General features: G+C 35.0%; 17 protein-coding genes. 4 read left to right on the top strand and 13 right to left on the bottom strand.

Annotated features, from left to right (window positions below; all coding sequences use genetic code 11):
• Nucleotides 1–110 precede the first annotated feature (110 nt).
• On the bottom strand, nucleotides 111–1,925 hold the full coding sequence (locus ACP7AV_RS05320) for a hypothetical protein (RefSeq protein ID WP_426091054.1): 1,815 nt from the start codon (nucleotides 1,923–1,925) through the stop codon (nucleotides 111–113).
• Nucleotides 1,926–2,180: 255 nt separating this feature from the next.
• Between ACP7AV_RS05320 and ACP7AV_RS05315 the strand changes: the two genes are divergently transcribed.
• The 3 genes from ACP7AV_RS05315 (at nucleotide 2,181) to ACP7AV_RS05305 (ending at nucleotide 4,635) form a co-directional block, all read left to right on the top strand.
• The gene (locus tag ACP7AV_RS05315; RefSeq protein WP_426091053.1) at nucleotides 2,181–2,774 is read left to right on the top strand and encodes a Crp/Fnr family transcriptional regulator; all 594 of its coding nucleotides are present in this window, start codon (nucleotides 2,181–2,183) and stop codon (nucleotides 2,772–2,774) included.
• A 6-nt stretch (nucleotides 2,775–2,780) separates the two neighbouring features.
• Nucleotides 2,781–4,013, top strand: coding sequence for a hypothetical protein (locus tag ACP7AV_RS05310; RefSeq protein WP_426091052.1), 1,233 nt, complete (start codon nucleotides 2,781–2,783; stop codon nucleotides 4,011–4,013).
• Nucleotides 4,014–4,080: 67 nt separating this feature from the next.
• Nucleotides 4,081–4,635, top strand: coding sequence for a fasciclin domain-containing protein (locus ACP7AV_RS05305; protein WP_426091051.1), 555 nt, complete (start codon nucleotides 4,081–4,083; stop codon nucleotides 4,633–4,635).
• 69 nt (nucleotides 4,636–4,704) lie between these two features.
• On the opposite strand, the gene ACP7AV_RS05300 is transcribed toward ACP7AV_RS05305, so the two are convergent.
• The 8 genes from ACP7AV_RS05300 to ACP7AV_RS05265 form a co-directional block, all read right to left on the bottom strand.
• Nucleotides 4,705–5,076: a group III truncated hemoglobin gene (locus ACP7AV_RS05300; RefSeq protein WP_426091050.1), complete on the bottom strand. Its 372-nt coding sequence runs from the start codon at nucleotides 5,074–5,076 to the stop codon at nucleotides 4,705–4,707.
• Nucleotides 5,077–5,087: 11 nt separating this feature from the next.
• Nucleotides 5,088–5,381 (bottom strand): hypothetical protein, encoded by a 294-nt coding sequence (locus ACP7AV_RS05295; protein WP_426091049.1) that lies wholly within the window; start codon nucleotides 5,379–5,381, stop codon nucleotides 5,088–5,090.
• Entirely contained in the window at nucleotides 5,381–6,148 is a 768-nt protein-coding gene (locus tag ACP7AV_RS05290; RefSeq protein WP_426091048.1) for an ABC transporter permease subunit, read from the bottom strand. Before ACP7AV_RS05290 ends, ACP7AV_RS05295 begins: the two co-directional genes overlap by 1 nt.
• The gene (locus tag ACP7AV_RS05285) at nucleotides 6,132–6,854 is read right to left on the bottom strand and encodes an ABC transporter ATP-binding protein (protein WP_426091047.1); all 723 of its coding nucleotides are present in this window, start codon (nucleotides 6,852–6,854) and stop codon (nucleotides 6,132–6,134) included. The genes ACP7AV_RS05290 and ACP7AV_RS05285 overlap by 17 nt, the downstream gene beginning before the upstream one ends.
• Nucleotides 6,851–8,080: a nitrous oxide reductase family maturation protein NosD gene (locus tag ACP7AV_RS05280; protein WP_426091046.1), complete on the bottom strand. Its 1,230-nt coding sequence runs from the start codon at nucleotides 8,078–8,080 to the stop codon at nucleotides 6,851–6,853. The genes ACP7AV_RS05285 and ACP7AV_RS05280 overlap by 4 nt, the downstream gene beginning before the upstream one ends.
• 81 nt (nucleotides 8,081–8,161) lie before the next feature.
• Nucleotides 8,162–9,178, bottom strand: coding sequence for a nitrous oxide reductase accessory protein NosL (locus ACP7AV_RS05275; protein ID WP_426091045.1), 1,017 nt, complete (start codon nucleotides 9,176–9,178; stop codon nucleotides 8,162–8,164).
• A gap of 64 nt (nucleotides 9,179–9,242) precedes the next feature.
• Entirely contained in the window at nucleotides 9,243–11,216 is a 1,974-nt protein-coding gene (nosZ, locus tag ACP7AV_RS05270) for a Sec-dependent nitrous-oxide reductase (protein WP_426091044.1), read from the bottom strand.
• Nucleotides 11,217–11,232: 16 nt separating this feature from the next.
• Nucleotides 11,233–11,721, bottom strand: a complete 489-nt coding sequence (locus ACP7AV_RS05265; RefSeq protein ID WP_426064101.1) for a c-type cytochrome — start codon at nucleotides 11,719–11,721, stop codon at nucleotides 11,233–11,235.
• Nucleotides 11,722–11,916: 195 nt separating this feature from the next.
• On the opposite strand from ACP7AV_RS05265, the gene ACP7AV_RS05260 reads away from it, so the two are divergent.
• On the top strand, nucleotides 11,917–12,381 hold the full coding sequence (locus ACP7AV_RS05260; RefSeq protein WP_426091043.1) for a hypothetical protein: 465 nt from the start codon (nucleotides 11,917–11,919) through the stop codon (nucleotides 12,379–12,381).
• Between the two features lie 65 nt (nucleotides 12,382–12,446).
• Here the strand turns inward: ACP7AV_RS05260 and hemL are convergent, their stop codons facing one another.
• From hemL to ACP7AV_RS05240, 4 genes are all read right to left on the bottom strand, one after another.
• Entirely contained in the window at nucleotides 12,447–13,733 is a 1,287-nt protein-coding gene (gene hemL / locus ACP7AV_RS05255) for a glutamate-1-semialdehyde 2,1-aminomutase (protein ID WP_426091042.1), read from the bottom strand.
• A 43-nt stretch (nucleotides 13,734–13,776) separates the two neighbouring features.
• A complete protein-coding gene (locus tag ACP7AV_RS05250; protein ID WP_426091041.1) occupies nucleotides 13,777–14,715 on the bottom strand; it encodes a glucosaminidase domain-containing protein in 939 nt (312 codons plus the stop codon).
• On the bottom strand, nucleotides 14,708–15,604 hold the full coding sequence (locus ACP7AV_RS05245; protein ID WP_426091040.1) for a 1-aminocyclopropane-1-carboxylate deaminase/D-cysteine desulfhydrase: 897 nt from the start codon (nucleotides 15,602–15,604) through the stop codon (nucleotides 14,708–14,710). The genes ACP7AV_RS05250 and ACP7AV_RS05245 overlap by 8 nt, the downstream gene beginning before the upstream one ends.
• 90 nt (nucleotides 15,605–15,694) lie before the next feature.
• The gene (locus tag ACP7AV_RS05240; RefSeq protein ID WP_426091039.1) at nucleotides 15,695–17,527 is read right to left on the bottom strand and encodes a T9SS type A sorting domain-containing protein; all 1,833 of its coding nucleotides are present in this window, start codon (nucleotides 17,525–17,527) and stop codon (nucleotides 15,695–15,697) included.
• Nucleotides 17,528–17,650 lie beyond the last annotated feature (123 nt).

The following is a 17,650-nucleotide window of genomic DNA, read 5'->3' as shown; positions in this document are numbered from 1 at the left end:
AGCAGTAACATTCTAAAAAAATTATTCCAAACTAACAGCTATTTTAAATTTTAAACAGGCTACTAAAAAATAAAAAAATCGGCTTGAAAATTAGTCAAGCCGATTTTTTCTTATGCCAATTTTAATTCTGGGATCTCAAAAGCAATCAGTTCGTTTTTATAAATATCGAATTGATTGAAAATCTCATTTTTAGTACTTTCGAAAAAAGGAGTTGTTGAAAATAAATCTTCATAATATCCGATTCCTAGTAGCAAATTATTTTTGAACGAATTCCATTTCTTAATTTGTCCCACAGTGATTTCTTCTGTAACCGCTGAAATTTCATTTTTCAGATAATCCAAATACATTTTTAACTCTTTCACAAATAGATTTGGTCGATTGGTAACCGTCAACACCGATGCGTTTCCATAAATATGCTGCACCATTTTCGAGAGTGAAACTTCTTTATCAAAATAAGCCATATTGGGTCCAGGGCAAATGATTACACCCTGCGCCTGACCTTTTATTTCAATGTCATTTTCAAGATACGAAGCATTGGCTAAACCCACACAAAGACAGGCTTTCTCCGTAATACTAGTTTTCTTTTTTTCGAAAACTTCAGCAGTTAAAATATCTTTTTCAAGCAGCAATTCATCCAGTTTCAAGTCTTGGTATTTCTTCGAAGACGTACAAATTCCTTTTACATCGTATTCCTTACTTAACGCCAAAAATCGTTTTGGACACGAACTTCCTGCTTTGCTTTCCTCAATTCGTTTCAATTTCAATTTTTCATTTGTCGTTCCACGCAATGTGTTGAAAGGAACTCCCAAAGGCGAAATATGGCTTAAATACAGATCATCTTCTTTGGCTCCCGCCAATAATGATCTCGTGTGTTTATCTACCGAAGTGGCTTCAGGAACCAATAAAAAAGGAGAACCCCAACCCACAGAATCCACATCATAGTGGTCCAATAGAAAATCGTGTTCCTCAGCGGTGCCTACGCCGCCTTGAACCGTGATTTTTAAATCCAAAGGCTTTTCTGGAACATGCATTTCTTTTTGTCCCAACGCTTTCACCATCAACTCATGTGCAGATTGAATCAATTGCTCTTTTTTCTGTTTGAATTCTTCTAGAATCGGTCCTAACAAAAAGCCTTCGGTTGCAAAAGCATGTCCGCCACAATTTAGTCCGGATTCGATTCGATATTCAGAAACCCAAAGTCCTTTTTTAGCTAAAAAATTTCCTTGAATCATCGCCGAACGAAAGTCACTCACTTTCAGCGTAATTTTCTTTTTCAGAGAGTTATTCGAATCAGGGAAGAAAGCCGAAAAACTTTCGAAATAACTGTATAATCTTGGATTCATCCCCGCCGATAAAACTACTGAAGATTCTAATGTACTGTTGACAAACCCACGAAGCGCAGCATGTGCATCATTAAAAATAATTGGCAACTGTTCATCTTTGATGAAATTTTCCTTATCCAATTTGGTCATAATATTGACATCAATTTCGCCCGGATAAAGATTCTTCTCCAGATAATTTTTGATATTTTCTTTGAAAGCAAAACCGTCCTCCAACAAGTTTTGCAAGCCTGCTTTAATCTCTGATTTGTTGGGCAGCATAGCGATGTAATTTTCCAAAGCTGATTTACTTCCTGATAATTCCGTTTTGAAATTATCGAATTTTTCCTTTACGATTTTGTCTACCAGATTCAGATAAGAAGTAATGCGTTCTGCGCGATAATCATGTATTTTTTGGGTAATTTCCTGGTAAGGCAAATCAAATTTTTTGCTGTAAAAAGCATTCATTTTTTCGATAAGTTCATCGTCCATAATTGAAATCACGGACGAAATTCCATACTTCGCAACTCGTACCGGACTATCAATCGTATACGCAAGTCCCATCACCGGAATATGAAATGTATGGAGTGGTTTAAATGTTGTCATGCTAAATGATTTAAATAAATAAACCACAAAAGTCGAGAAAACAAACCGCATAAAAACTGATAAATATCATGCGATACAATACATTCTTGCAATACCTTAGCCATTCTGGATACTATTCAAAATTATTTTAAATTCAATAAATTTTACAGTTTCCTATTATTTTTTTTGTTAATTTTATAAAAGCTTTACTGACACAAAACGGCAATAATCAACACATTATCTGTAAAATAGAACATTCCTAATTACTCTTTAATTATGCAAATTGACATAGACTTACTTTTTTCCTGGGGTGCTGTTGCTAAAAAATACAAAAAAAACGAAGTCGTTTTTAATGAAGATGAAGTGGCTCATTTTTATTATCAGATTATTGATGGAAGCGTGAGAATGTTTAACTCAAATGACGAAGGAAAAGAGTTTACACAAGGACTTTTTTGTAAAGGAGAGAGTTTTGGTGAACCTCCATTATTTATTGACCAACCGTATCCGTCAAAAGCAGTTTGCATTCAGGATTGTACTATCATGAAGTTATCAAAAGATAAATTTTTAAAAATTCTTGATGAATATCCTTTGATTCAAAAATCATTTCTGATTTTACTTGCCAATAAAATTCACTCAAAATCCAATACTTCAAAAGAGATCATCAACCAGAAACCGGAGTTCCGAATTCTTGCCTTTTTGAACACACACAAAAGAAAATCAGAATGTAAGGGAAGTAGAGTATTAATTCCGTACACGCGACAGGAAATTGCAAATTTTACCGGTTTGAGAGTCGAAACGGTGATTCGGGTTTTTTCAAAAATGAATGAGTGCAACAAAGTTGAGATTATCAATCACAAAATATTTTATTAAAAAAAAATGAAATTAAACATCCAATTTTGGCTTAAATTTTCCTTGATAAATCTATGTATAGTTGCCGCTCTTGGCGTTTTAATGCGTTATAAAATTGGTTTTGAATTCCCATATTTCAATCAAAAAAACATATTACATTCCCATTCCCATTTTGCATTTTCAGGATGGATCACCCACACTTTGATGACATTGATGGTGTATTATCTTCAAAATAAAACCGCAGACTTTTACGTAAACAAATACCGAAAAATACTCATAGCCAATCTAATTTGTTCTTACGGGATGCTAATTTTCTTTATTTTTCAGGGATATGGAATGATTTCCATATTTTTCTCAACGGCATCGATTTTGGTTTCCTATGTTTTTGGCTATTATTACATCAAAGACTTGAGAAAAATCGATGCTGATTTTGCTGCGATAAACTGGTTTAAGGCCGCCTTATTTTTTAATATTATTTCCTCTTTCGGGACTTTTTACTTGGCGTATATGATGGCCAGTAAAAATGTCATTCAGGATTTGTACTTATCATCTATCTATTATTTTCTCCATTTTCAATATAACGGTTGGTTTTTCTTTGGTTGTATGGGTTTATTTTTTGGCTTTTTAAATCTAAAAAAATCAGAACATTCCTTTTACGAAACTTCCTATAAGCTGTTTGCTGTTTCTTGTATTCCTGCCTATTTTTTGTCCACACTTTGGTTGGATTTACCCGTTTGGCTTTACGCAATCTCTGTCTTTGCAGCAATAATTCAGGTTTTTACATGGTTTAAACTTCTTGTCATTTTAATGCAAACGAAAAAAGAGTATTTGAAAAATTTCGCTCCTTTGTTACGCTATATTTTACTTTTTTCCTGTTTGGCATTAAGCATAAAATTCATTCTGCAATTGGGTTCAACAATACCATCATTGAGCCAGCTTGCTTTTGGTTTCAGGCCAATTGTAATCGCCTATTTACACTTGGTTCTATTGGCGGTAATCACGTTGTTCCTGTTGTTTTATATCTATGCCAGCCATTTGATTTTCATTAGTAAAAAGATAAAAATTGGCTTGGTTCTATTTTCCATTGGTGTTCTATTAAACGAGTTGGTTCTCGCCATTCAAGGTCTTGCATCGTTCACTTATACTATTATTCCGTATGTGAATGAACTTCTTTTCGTTGTCGCCTTACTTTTGCTTTTAGGAATAGGATTTACTACTTATTTCTCCATCAAAAAAGTTAAAAACAATCCGCCTTTATGATTGAACGCATATAATAAACAATTGATAATGAAGTACTTTGCTGTATAAAACCAAAGTAACCTTTATTATGAAAAAATCAATTCAATTAGTAGCTGTAGTTTGTTTCTTTACCATTTTTGGTTGTAAACAAAATAGCGAAGCTCCATCTGAAACAACAACAGAAAACACAGCAACCCAAGGTCTTGGACAGTCTGCCGTGGTTGACGAAGCTTCTAATCCAAATATCGTTCAGACCGCTTCCGGAAGCAAAGATCACTCCACACTTGTAACAGCCGTAAAAGCAGCAGGATTAGTGGATGTATTGAGCAATGCCGGACCGTTTACCGTTTTTGCACCAACAAATGCTGCCTTTGATAAACTTTCAAAGGGAACCGTTAAAGGATTATTAGCACCTGGAAAAAAAGATGATTTGAAAAACATATTAGAATACCACACATACGTTGGAAATCTAAAAACAGAGTACATGCAAGACGGTCAGGAATATGAACAAGTGAATGCCGGAAAAATAAAAATCACCAAAGTAGGTGATAAAGTATTTGTAAACGGCTCAGAAATAATCGTTTCTATCCCAACATCAAACGGAATTATACATGTAATAAATGATGTTTTACTTCCGAAATAATATTATTAATTCATTTTGCCAGATTGAAAAAAGCGTAAACTTAAGTAGTTTACGCTTTTTATATGCTTTTCATCCTATGGTTTTGTACATCAATACTGCCGAAATATTCATGGCTCTTTGTTTGATTTCTTCTGCTTTTTCTCCTGTGAATAACTCATCAACAGTTTCATTGAACAAGGCATTCCAATGGTGGAAATGAGCTTCTTTCATTTCGCTTTTTTGATGCAACTCTTTGTGCTTAGTCATCGGATTTCCTGTATAATTTCCTTTTGAAAACATAATATTTTCCCAGAAATCATACATTTTTGGCAAGTGATCATCCCAATTCACCTTGGCAATGTCCGTAAAAAAATAACCGATTTTAGTATCTGTTTTTATTTTACCATAAAAAGTGTTTATCAGTTTCTCAATGTCGTTTTTGTTCTTAATATCTGTTTTCATTTCTAGATTTTTTAGCCTTTAAACAATAAACACAAACTGTCTTCCAAAGCTTCTACGGAATGCAAAACTGCTACCTGAATTTCTTGTTCGTCATAAAGAAAGAGTTCGTTTTGTTGATTCTCCTCTTTATAAATCACCTTTCCTTTTATCACTAATAATTTAGCAGGAACATCCGTTTTATGCTCCTTAAGAATCATTCCTTTTTTGAAAGCAATTACCATTACTTTACTGCAAGAAGTATTTTGAACCACTTGCGCCACTGGATTAGCAGCATTTTCTAGTTTTTGAAGTATCTCTTTAAACATTATAAATCTTTGTTTTTAAATTTAATTAATGAAATGAAAAATGGGATAATAATCCACAAACACAGCAACGAGAAAGAAAGCAGCAATCCCAAAGATGTCCCGAAAAAATCTTTGAAAATTGCTCCGGTATATCCCATCATCGCCGAAACATCCAGATGCAACAAGATTTGAATTCTCGCTAAATCTATTGGACTGAACGCAGTAACAACAATCATTGCTTTCTCAATTGGATAATCCGAAAATTGAAACAACAAATACAAAATTATTCCATCAAAAAGCAGTGCAAAATACAACCAGCCCATGATGGCAATCCCTATTCCTTTTGCTTTGTCTCTGGTCAGTATTGAACTTAAAAATGCCAAAGCCACGAAGACCAACGTAATCATACAACCTATAACGAGCATCATAATGCCTACGCTATCCGGCGCATTGATTAAAAGCGGAATTCCGGCACCAATAAAAAAGGATAAAACCATTGCTAACGAAAGTCCGAGAAACAGACTCAACCATATTTTCTTGCGCTTAATGGGCTGGCTTAATAAAAGCTCAATAAACTCCGTACTGTTGTACAAATAAATCGTGGCAAAAAGAATGGAAACCAAAGGAACCGTGAATAAAATTATATTCAAAATGGTAAGCAATCCTTTAGCAGAATTATCTTCAAGCCCGAATGAACTCCATGAAAGAATAGCTAAAATAAGGGTGTACGCCAGTATAATTTTGTTCTTCAGAATGTCTATAAAAATGATTTTAATGATTCTGTTCATTGCTTTTGTTTTTTAAGATTTTAGCAATTGCTTTGGATATTTTTTGCTCGTTTGTTGATTCCAATAAATCCGCGATAGTTTGATGAAAATGTACTGTTCCGTCTTGCATGTAAATAATTTCAGTAATCAAATCATCCAATTCGCTCAAAAGATGGGAAGTAATCAAGATTAGTTTTCCCTTTTCTTTTTCTTTTATAATTTTTTCTTTCAATATTTCGGAAGCCAATGGATCTAAACCCGCTGTAGGTTCGTCTAAAATTAACACCTCAGGATTAAACAAAAAAGCCAATGTAGCACTTACTTTTTGGGTTGTGCCGCCCGAAAGTGTCCTCATTTGTTTATTAACTATTTTTTCGAGTTCAAATGCATGAACTAAATCCTCATCTAAAACCTGATCCGAATTTCGAATTTTCTTTATCATTTCGATGATTTGCCCTACTGTCATATAATCCGGATAACGACCTATTTGCGGCATGTATCCTATTTGTTCCCGATATTTAAATTCCTTTAAAATTGATTTTTCATTGAATAAAATATCGCCTTTAGAAGGAATAACCATTCCCAAAATACTTTTTATCAAAGTCGTTTTTCCACAACCATTCGGACCAATTAAAGCAATGCATTCTCCTTTAGTAAAGGACAGATTAATGTTGTTTAAAACCTCTAATTTTCCGAATTTTTTATATATATTTTTTATTTCAATCATAATGGTAATGAATGCATTAGAGGTGAATTGTCTATAAAATTATCTGGAGTTATGCTGGGCAAAACTTTTTCGGATTTATCCAAAAGTGTGATCATGAAACTCCGAAACAACAACATCGCCGAGGGATTATTTTCAACTAAAACCGCGAATAAACTCAACGGATGATACGGCACATCGCCGACACCATTTTTGTCTAAATCATATCCTTCGTACTTATCCCAATAATTGGTATCAAACTTGTTTAAAACTAAACTTCCGTTAGTTCCCATATCAAAAGTATTCCCAATAAAATTATTATTCACGATTTCATTGTCTACGCAACTGGCCTGAATTTTCATCGCCCAACCGTTGGCTTCAAATACGTTTTTTTCAACCCGAATCCTATTGGTTCCTTCCATGTGAATTCCAGAAGTGTTTTTAGAAAATTTATTTCCAATGATATGACTATCCGTGATTTCCTTAAGGAATAATCCATAAGCGCCATCGCCCCAATTTTCTTCGAAATAATTATTGAACATCTTGACATTTTTGGTAAACATTACCGCAACGCCGGCGCCGTTATTCTTAAAAACATTGGTAATATACGCGTCGTCATTAGAGAACATAAAATGCAAGCCATAACGAATATTGTTAGTTGAAATATTCCTCCAGATAAGGGAATTGGTAACAAATTCAAAATAAATCCCATCCCGATGACCAGAAATGGTGTTAGCGATAATTTGGAGATTCTCACTTTTCCAACAATGAATTCCGTTACCTATTTGCTGTTCTTCTTTGCCGTACGCTACAATTGTATTATTTTTTATCAGGCAATTTTTACCATTTTGAATATAAATTCCAAAGAAATTATCATCTAAAATATTGTTCTGAATAACGACATGATTTTTATTGTACACTTTAATTGCGCAGGGATCTTCGAGTGAGGCATACCCTGATTTTATCACTTTGAAACCTTGCACAACCACACTATCTGCTTTAATGGAAAGTACTTCATACTTTTTTTGTCCATCTAAAACCGGATATCCTATACCCAGAAAAACGATTCTTTTATCAATAACAATATTGCCTTCACGATACACACCTTTATGCACTAAAACCGTGTCACCTATTTTAGCCAGATTAATGGCTTTTTTTATTGATTTTATCGGTTTGTTTGCGCCAACTTCAATCACATGAGCATGAAGGAATGAAGAAAAAAACAGAAATAGGTAGAGAATTTTTTTCATTTTTTTTAAAATTAAACCATCAGAATTTAATTAAGAGAACACATTATTCTTAATTCCTTACTGATTTAAAAAACGACTGTTTTATTTTGTAATTACAACTTCCCAAGTAACTGGTTTTGCTTTTAATTTTATTCCAAATTCCTTTGCTTCATTTTCAGAAGAAAAAGCAATAACGCCGCCTCTCATCGGGCTTTGAATCGTTCCTCCGGAAAGGAAGAAAGCGGTTTCGGCAGGAATTAAAACATTATCTTGGGTATAATCATTCACATAATGAGCGGTCATTTTTGTGTTGGCATTTTCTTTTTCATAATGCATCATGCACATGATATCGTCAAATTTGAAAACTCTTCCTTTTTCAGTAATCACCTCTGCAGCATATTTACCATCGGCGATAGTCATTTTACAAAAATCGCACGTATCAACGTTCAATTTAATGGGAACCACTTCCGTTTTGGCGCAGGAAAAAAAAGAAAAAGATAAAAAGACAAACAAAGCTGCCGTTGTATTTGATTTTTTAAATTTATTCAATAGATTAGTTTCTTTGATAACCAATAAAAACAATAAAAATCCCGAAGCAATTAACATCCATCCTCCAATATCCGGAATAGAATACGCTCCAAAATTCAGGAGTTGTTTGTATCCTATTAATGGCGGCTGATACGACATCCCCGGTACTCTAATTGCCGCATTCGGATCCAGATTATGCCCGTATTCATAATTCCATCGGTAAAAATCGACTCCTGCTAATATTCCAAAAAGAATAAATGAAATGAACAAGGCATAAAGTCCTTTTTTCTTTGCAATTATCGCAACTGCCAAAGCACAAAATGCAAAAAAACCAATGATATAAGGCAATACAGTAAACTCTATAAAATCTTCTTTATGCAGGGTTTTCATGCCAATATAATGGTTCAATCCATTAATAATCTCGACATCTCCACCAATTTTATTAGCATGCAACTGCAATACTAAACCTTCGGGATATTGAGGAGCTGACAATTCAATTCTCCACATTGGAACAAAAACAGATGACACTAATAGCACCATCACCAACAAAAGCATCACCTTTGAAAGCGTTGAAATTTTTGGATTATTCATGATTTTTTTATTAAAAAAGGGAACAAACTAAATAATTTGTTCCCTCTTGAATTTGAAGTGATTCTTATTTAGCCGGCATATTTGTTCCTAAGCTAAACGTTAGGGGAACACTACTTCCCGCTGGAGAAACTCTTAGATATCCTGACATTTCCTGATGCAGCGCACTACAAAAATCAGTACAATAGAAAGGAAATATCCCTACTTTTTTCGGTATCCATTTTAAAGTGGCTGTTTCACCCGGCATGATTAACAACTCGGCATTGTCAGCGCCTTTTATAGCAAATCCATGGGGTACATCCCAATCTTGTTCTAAATTAGTGACATGGAAATACACCTCATCCCCTACTTTTACTCCTTCGATATTATCAGAAGCGAAGTGAGAACGTATGGAAGTCATGTAAACATGAACTTGGTTTCCTTGTCTGATAACTTTAGCTTCTTTTTCTCCTTTGGCAACATAAGGGTGATTGTTTTCTTCGATTTTATAAAATTTTAACTGACCATTGTTTCTGATTAAATCAGCGGGAGCAGATTGAGCGTAATGTGGTTCCCCAATAGTTGGATAATCCAACAAAAGCTTCATTTTATCACCACTAATGTCAAATAACTGGGCAGCTTGTGCTAATTCCGGTCCCGTTGGCAAGTATCTGTCTTTGGTGATTTTGTTGTAAACTACCATGTATTTACCGAATGGTTTTTTACTGTCTCCACCAGGAATAGAAAGATGTCCAGGAGAATAATAAACAGGCACTCTGTCTAAAATTTTTAATGATTTAATGTCCCATTTCACCACTTCTGAAGAAACAAAGAAAGTCGTATACGCATTTCCTTTTCCATCAAACTCAGTATGCAACGGTCCTAATCCCGGTTTTTTAACTTCCCCGTACAACGCTGCTTCATATTTGATGACCGGAATACCTTCATATTCGCCATCAAATTGTTTTTTAGCAATCGCATTTTTCATTTTGTCAAAACTAAAAACAGGAATTAAAGCCGCCAATTTTCCACTACCCACAATGTATTCTCCCGTAGGGTCAATATCACATCCATGAGGTGATTTTGGACAGGGAATCATGTAGCAAATGTCTTTTAATATTTTAGAATCCAATACTAATACTTCCGTTCTCATTTCAGACTTTGCCGTATGTGTTTTTTCATCCCACGTATTGTGTACGTATTTAGCTTTTACCTTTTTTCCTTTTCCGGCTTTAATGTACTCTTCCGCTTTTTTCCAGTTGACCGCCATAATATAATCTTTGTCATTTTGTGAAGCATTCACTTCCAGCAAAGTATTGGCTTGCTCTGTATTGTAACAAGAAAAGAAGAACCAACCGTGAGATTTGCCTTTACCGGCATGACTTAAATCGAAATTTACTCCCGGCGCTTCAATTTGGAAAGCAATATCCATCTCACCTGCTTTCCCTACTTTTACAAAACTCAAATAGGCTTTGAAATTTTTTTTGTAGGTATTAATAGGCACATCACCGTTAGCATTATCAGTAGGTACGCTAAATCGGGTTCCAGCTACCACATATTCCGTATTTTCGGTAATAAATGGAGAAGAGTGATTTCCAGCACTATTCGGTAATTCAATTATTTCAACTGTTTTGAACGTTTTCAAATCCACACGGGCAATTCTGGGCGTATTATTGGCATTGGCAAAAATCCAACGACCATCGACCTCACCGTTAGTTTGAGACAATTCCAAATGATGCTGATCGTCCCAAGGCACATAACCGTGAGAGGTATTCAACATTGGTTTTGTTTCTTCACTGTATCCATACCCACTTTGCGGATCTTGAGAAAATATTGGAACTACTCTCAATAATCGTGCACTTGGCAAACCATATACGCTCATTTGTCCGCTAAAACCTCCAGAAACGAAATTATAGAATTCGTCATATTTTCCCGGAGCGACATAGACTTTTTGAGCTGCGTCACCTCCTACGGCATCTGCAGTATTTTTAGGTCTGCAAGAACCAAAAAATGCACTGACCAAGACTATGGAAAGACTTGTTTTTATAAAAATATTGTTCATGTTATTTTGAGTTAAATTATTTTACTCCGTCATTTTTACGCATATATTCCAACAAGTTTCTGGCATCGGTATCCGTCAAAGCTTGATTTGGCATACGAACCAAACAAAGTTCCAGTTGCGCTTGAAGTGCTGGATCTTTATCAATCATTGGATCTGGATTAGTGATGAAGTTCATAATCCATTCTGGTTTTTGTCGCTGAGTAACGCCTTTCCATCCTGGACCAACTAATTTCTCATCGGTCAACTTATGGCAAGAAGAACATTTAACGGATTGTATTTTTTCGCCTTCGGCAGCCATTGCCTCATCCAATTTATCGCCTAGATCTACTGAGGTGTGTTTTCCGATACCTCTGTTTGGATCATACGCAACCGCATCGGTTGGATTTGTTGCAGATTCTTCAGAAGGTGCAGCAGTATCTTTTGAAAAATCATCGTTGGTTTTGGTTTTATCACCACATGAAGTCAACATTACGAATGCAACTACAAAAAAAGTTAATTTGTACATAAATTTGTTTTTAGAATTGTTTAACAAATTTGCGATTAGATTAGCGCATTAATTATGACTGGAATCATACTTAATTCGGTATTTCTTTCCGTTTTTTTAACTGAACTTGGTAAACCAAACGATAAACTTTTGTTAACGATTAAACTTTTTAAACCGACCCTTGTCTTATATCCATAAAACTTAAAACAACACAAATTGAAAAAATTATTTATCGCTGCATTATTAGCTGTCGGAATGACAAGCTTTGCACAAGAAAGAAAAGTAGTTACAGAAAGACCTACAAAGGAGCAAATGTCATTGGAGCAAAGAAACCAATTGCAATTAAAAAAGATGACTTTGGAATTAGATTTGAATGCTTCTCAGCAAAAAGAAATGAGTACAGTTATTGCTGAACAAAGTACCAAAAGAGATGCTAGAATGGCGGAGAGAAAAGCGAGCAAAGATTCGGCTAAAAAACAACTTACTGCTGCCGAGCTTTTTGCTAAGAAAAATCAAATGTTAGACGAGCAAATTGTGATGAAAGAAAGAATGAAAAAAATTCTTTCAGCTGACCAATACAAAAAATGGGAGGACATTAAAGGGAAAAGACATCACGCAATGAAAAAAAGAATGGTGCACCATAAAGACGGAAAACCAGCAAGAATGATTGATAAAAAATAATCTGTCCACTTGCAATATTTCATCTTATTTTATAAAAAAGCCCCAAAATTGGGGCTTTTTTGCGTTTAAAATGTTTTCGAAACTTTATCTATCGCTCGGATGGTAAAATCTAAATCCTCATACGTTAACGCATCAGTAATAAACCACGTTTCATAAGCGGAAGGCGCGATATAAATTCCTTCCTGCAACAATCCGTGGAAGAATTTCTTGAACGTTTCGTTATCTCCTTTTGCTGCTGTATGAAAATCAACCACCGGAGCAGCATCAAAATGAACCGAAATCATCGAGCCAATGCTGTTGATTGTAAATGTAACGTTATTTGCTTTCAACACTTTATCAATCCCTGCAGCCAAATACGCTGTTTTCTCTTCCAATCTTTGAAAAATAGCACGATCACGGTCTAACGCTTGTAACATCGCTAATCCTGCAGCCATTGCCAACGGATTTCCAGACAATGTTCCTGCCTGATAAACGGGACCGATCGGAGACAAATAATTCATGATTTCCGCACGAGCGGCAAAAGCACCAACAGGCAATCCTCCACCGATTACTTTGCCGAAGCAAACGATATCAGCCGCTATATTAAACAATTCCTGAACCCCACCAGCGGCGAGTCTGAAACCGGTCATTACCTCATCAAAAATCAATAGAATTCCGTTATCGGTACACAATTGGCGTAAGCCTTCCAAAAAGCCTTTATTAGGCGGTATACAACCCATATTGCCCGCAACAGGTTCTACGATTATGGCAGCAATTTCATTTTTATTTGCTTCGATTAAAGTAGCTACGTTCTCTAAATCATTGTATTGTGCCAGCAAAGTATCCTTGGCCGTTCCTACAGTTACTCCCGGACTATTTGGTGAACCAAAAGTAATTGCTCCGCTTCCCGCCTGTATTAAGAACGAATCCGAATGACCGTGATAACAGCCTGCAAATTTTATTATTTTATCTCTTTTGGTAAAACCGCGAGCCAGTCTTACAGCACTCATACAGGCTTCGGTACCGGAGTTTACAAATCTGATTTTATCGATATTTGGGACCATCGACACAGCCAAAGCTGCAATTTGTGTTTCCAATTCTGTTGGCATTCCAAACGAGGTTCCCAACTTCGCTTTCTCAATCACAGCTTGTACAACTGGTTCGTAAGCATGTCCTAAAATCATTGGTCCCCATGAATTGATATAGTCAATCAAACGGTTTCCGTCTTCATCGTACAAATATGCGCCTTTGGCACTTTTTACAAAAATTGGCGTTCCGCCTACTGCTTTAAATGCTCTTACCGGCGAGTTCACGCCTCCTGGAATTACTTTTTCTGCCTCAGCAAAAAGCTGACTACTTCTTTGATATAACATTTAAAATTTGGATTTTATATTTGATACATTTCAAAGAATAAAACTATTGGTAAATTTCCAACTGTTGTCCAATTGAAAGCGCATTCTCTACCAGATTGTTTTTTTCTTTTAACTCTTTTATCTCTAAATTAAATCTTTTTGAAATAGAATATAACGTGTCTCCTTTTTGCACCACGTATGAAATCAGATTCTTATCTCTATTTATTTTTGAATTTTTTGGTTCAATTTTCAAGTCTTCAATCATTTGATTGGATTTCAAAACATAATCCACCTCTAAAACCTGATCATCATATTGATGCAATTTGTATCGTTGGATATATGATATTAACTTATCCGGGTATTTTGGGTCCGTCGCATAACCGGCTGCTTTAAGTCCTCTCGCCCAAGCTTTATAGTCGCCTTTTGAGCAATCAAATAATTTAGAATATCGACTTCTGCCAGTTAAAAACAGTGCGTGGTCTTTGTATGACTCCGATACATTATCGTACTTCCTAAAGCATTCCTGAGCAGCATCGTCATCGTGTTTTACACTTTCGCCGGTCCAGCCTTCATGGCATTTTATACCAAAGTGATTATTAGCGGTTACTGCTAAATCTCCCCTTCCCGCACCAGATTCCAATATTCCCTGAGCTAAAACAATACTTGCAGGAATACCATAAACTTTCATGTTATCCATTGCAATATCTTTAAATTTAGTAATATAATTAGCCACAACATCGCTGCTAACCACTGTTTGTGAAGTGGATACAATTACTTCCGTTACCTGATTTGTGTATACTTGTTTGGGTGGATTTGTTGTAATCGGCTGTTTTACAGGCACCTTTAAAACTGATGCTTTTGTACCGATTGTCTTTTTAACTTTACGAACTATTTCCGTTTTTGGTTTTAACGGCGCTTTTTTTGTTGTTGTAATAACTGGTTTTGAGGCATTACAGCCTACCATCGTTATCGTTATAAAAATTAGTAGGATTTTTTTAAACATAGATATCTAGTGTTGGTAATTGTTTGTTTTTTAATTTCATATTCATTCCCTTAACTCCCTGCATTCCACCAGTATGAATAAGTAAAATTTTTGATTTTGCAGGAAAATAATTCTTTTTTATCAAATCTACAACGCCAAAAACCATCTTTCCAGTATAAATAGGATCTAAAGGAATTTGATTTTCTAGATAAAAGTGATTGATAAACACAATTAATTCTGCAGTAACTTTCGCGTATCCACCAAAATGATAGTCCGTTACTAACTCCCAATTGTCATTTTGGACAAAATTACGAATTTCCTCTTTTAAAAAATCACCTTTTAAAGCAGGAAATCCTAAAACTTTTTGGTGCGGTAAAACACTATTAATAATTCCCGAAATAGTTCCGCCAGTCCCTACTGAACAACAAATGTAATCAAAATCCGCATCTTCCGAAGTTAGTATTTCCTCACATCCTTTGATGGCTAAATCATTTGTTCCGCCTTCTGGAATGTGATAAAAACCCCCAAATTTTTGTTTTAAGTTTTCCAAAAAAGAACCTTCACTTTTTAAGCGGTAATCTTCTCTTGAAATAAATTCCAATTGCATGCCACAATTTTGCGCAAATAATAAAGTGGGATTTTCAGAAACTTTACCCGATAATTCATCTCCGCGAATAATCCCGATAGTTTTAAATCCTTTTTCATTTCCGGCAAAAGCTACCGCGGCAATGTGATTCGAAAAAGCTCCTCCAAAAGTCAACAGCGTTTCTTGATTTTCTACTTTCGCCTGAAGCAAATTATACTTCAGTTTTCTAAACTTATTACCCGAAACAAATGGATGGATCAAATCCTCCCTTTTGATTTGCACTGAAATAAAGTTCGGAAACACCGTAATTAACTTTTGATTCAAACTGTTTTATTTTTTACAAAGATAAAATTAATCTATTATAAAAAGTGCAACCTCCATGGATTGCATTTCTGTGTTTCTCATTTCTGAATTTTAGTTTTTAATAATCACTTTTTTACCAACCGCTAATTTGTCTTTCGTGGTCAATTTTACAATGTAAATTCCATCCCCTAAACCTGAAGTTGAAAATTTGTACGAAGTATCCACCCCTAAATCTTTTTTAACAAAAATTAATTTACCCGCTACATCGTATAAACCGCAGGTCTCAAGATCCATCAATAAAGGATTATCTATTGTTAAATTTTTCGTTAAATTATTTTGAAAAATCATAAAACTCTCCTTGGCTGCCTCTTCGACTCCCAAAGTTGAGTTGCTTTTGAAGGTAATTTCGAACTGAGTATTATTCTCTCCAGCCGGCAAATCTAATTCATGAAAGTCATTTTTAATATCATAAAATAAATCTTTTACTTTGTCGTGTAAGTAAACCGTACTTACTCCCGTAAAGTTAACTATTTCTTTTACTGTAATTTTATAATTAGCGGCTCTATCATTTCTAAAACCAATGGGGATTTTTTTATCAATGTCAAAATTTATTGCATTAATAACAAAATCCCCGCCTTCTAAAACAAAGTAAACATCTGCCGGTGTACTATCACTCGAAGACATGGCATCCATACCACGATCAATTCCATCAGTCGCTTCAGGAATTAAGGTTAAAGCCAATTGCCGCACTCCTTGATTGTTCATCAACGTATTGAATTTTATTTGTGGAGTGGGTGCTAAACTTACTGTTGTGTAATCAAATCCTGATAAAGATTGTGTTTTAGCCATGTAACCAGTATTGATTTTTGGTGTAGTAATATTCCCCGCCAACTTGGCTAATGAACTGTTTAATTCTTCTTTGACAAATACTCTATAACTGTTTTTCATTTGAACAAAACCGTTTGCTTTTCCATCGATTAAGAAACCTTGACCAATTGGCGAAAAACGTTTTTCATAATTTTTTCCTGATCCGCCTGCTGATCCTTCATTTCCGGAACCATCATACGAATAAAAAGTAGCAGGAGTATAAACCCCGGCACTTCCCAAATTACCTGGAGCAAAAGCCCCATAGCCCCCTTTGTAATCCGCTATAAAGTGAGAATTAACTGTTGGATCTTGCTCCCAAAAATAAGCAATCCCGGTGCAATTTGTTTCGCCAATTAAAAAGGCGGATAAGTCAATTGCTGACGGATACGGATTTCCTGTCAAAGTAAATTGCTCAATTGCAACGGATATTGCAATAACGCCATCATTCGGTTTTCCTCTAAAATCATAGCGCTGTTTACTTCCCGGATTGTTCTGAATCCCGTTTACTGTTGTCGCATTTGTTCCCGAAGTTCCTTTCATTGTAAATCCTTCTCCAGCATTCAAACTGGAATTAGATCCTACCTGAATCCAACTGGAGTAATTCGATGAAATGGTTAATTTATTTATCCAGTATGGGGCTATCGCTAAAGGACTCGCGGCACCATTATAATTATTCATTGGTAATATTGATGGCTCATTAAAGGTAATCAAACTGGCAACATCTTTAAGTTGGGTCACTCCAAAAGGAGAATTTCCCTGAGTAATATTCGTTGCTCCCACTGGAGAACACCAGTAATTATATTGAAAATTATTAGTTGTTCCTTCCTGAAAAACAGATAAACTACCCAATCCTTTATTTGTACCAATGGAAGTTAATCCTTGCAAAAGCTGTCCATTTTCCCTCAAATAAAAATTGCTGGTAGCTGCATTTAGTTCTAATTGTTGGTTGATAAAAACAACTTCGTTACTGGCAAAAATATAACTGTTAGGACTTATATACATCTGGGCACTGACATTGTTTTGAAATAAAATTCCAGTCACAATAAGCAGTGATTTTTTAAGTATTTTTGAGTGCATAAACATATGAATTAAGTTAATTTATAAATATTATTTATTATTTTAACACGGTATGGCTTTAAATTAAATCAAAGAGTTTTACGACTTAAAATGAAACTATTAAGCTTAAAAATTAATTATTTG

Source organism: Flavobacterium sp. DSR3-2 (assembly GCF_049896525.1).
In the GTDB taxonomy this organism is placed as follows: Bacteria; Bacteroidota; Bacteroidia; order Flavobacteriales; family Flavobacteriaceae; genus Flavobacterium.
The sequence above is the reverse complement of the archived record's forward strand: the minus strand, read 5'-3'. Positions and strand labels throughout refer to the sequence as shown.

Coding starts and splice junctions, on each gene's coding strand:
- ACP7AV_RS05320 (WP_426091054.1), bottom strand. CDS start 1,925: ATGACAACATTTAAACCACTCCATACATTTCATATTCCGGTGATGGGA.
- ACP7AV_RS05315 (WP_426091053.1), top strand. CDS start 2,181: ATGCAAATTGACATAGACTTACTTTTTTCCTGGGGTGCTGTTGCTAAA.
- ACP7AV_RS05310 (WP_426091052.1), top strand. CDS start 2,781: ATGAAATTAAACATCCAATTTTGGCTTAAATTTTCCTTGATAAATCTA.
- ACP7AV_RS05305 (WP_426091051.1), top strand. CDS start 4,081: ATGAAAAAATCAATTCAATTAGTAGCTGTAGTTTGTTTCTTTACCATT.
- ACP7AV_RS05300 (WP_426091050.1), bottom strand. CDS start 5,076: ATGAAAACAGATATTAAGAACAAAAACGACATTGAGAAACTGATAAAC.
- ACP7AV_RS05295 (WP_426091049.1), bottom strand. CDS start 5,381: ATGTTTAAAGAGATACTTCAAAAACTAGAAAATGCTGCTAATCCAGTG.
- ACP7AV_RS05290 (WP_426091048.1), bottom strand. CDS start 6,148: ATGAACAGAATCATTAAAATCATTTTTATAGACATTCTGAAGAACAAA.
- ACP7AV_RS05285 (WP_426091047.1), bottom strand. CDS start 6,854: ATGATTGAAATAAAAAATATATATAAAAAATTCGGAAAATTAGAGGTT.
- ACP7AV_RS05280 (WP_426091046.1), bottom strand. CDS start 8,080: ATGAAAAAAATTCTCTACCTATTTCTGTTTTTTTCTTCATTCCTTCAT.
- ACP7AV_RS05275 (WP_426091045.1), bottom strand. CDS start 9,178: ATGAATAATCCAAAAATTTCAACGCTTTCAAAGGTGATGCTTTTGTTG.
- nosZ (WP_426091044.1), bottom strand. CDS start 11,216: ATGAACAATATTTTTATAAAAACAAGTCTTTCCATAGTCTTGGTCAGT.
- ACP7AV_RS05265 (WP_426064101.1), bottom strand. CDS start 11,721: ATGTACAAATTAACTTTTTTTGTAGTTGCATTCGTAATGTTGACTTCA.
- hemL (WP_426091042.1), bottom strand. CDS start 13,733: ATGTTATATCAAAGAAGTAGTCAGCTTTTTGCTGAGGCAGAAAAAGTA.
- ACP7AV_RS05250 (WP_426091041.1), bottom strand. CDS start 14,715: ATGTTTAAAAAAATCCTACTAATTTTTATAACGATAACGATGGTAGGC.
- ACP7AV_RS05240 (WP_426091039.1), bottom strand. CDS start 17,527: ATGCACTCAAAAATACTTAAAAAATCACTGCTTATTGTGACTGGAATT.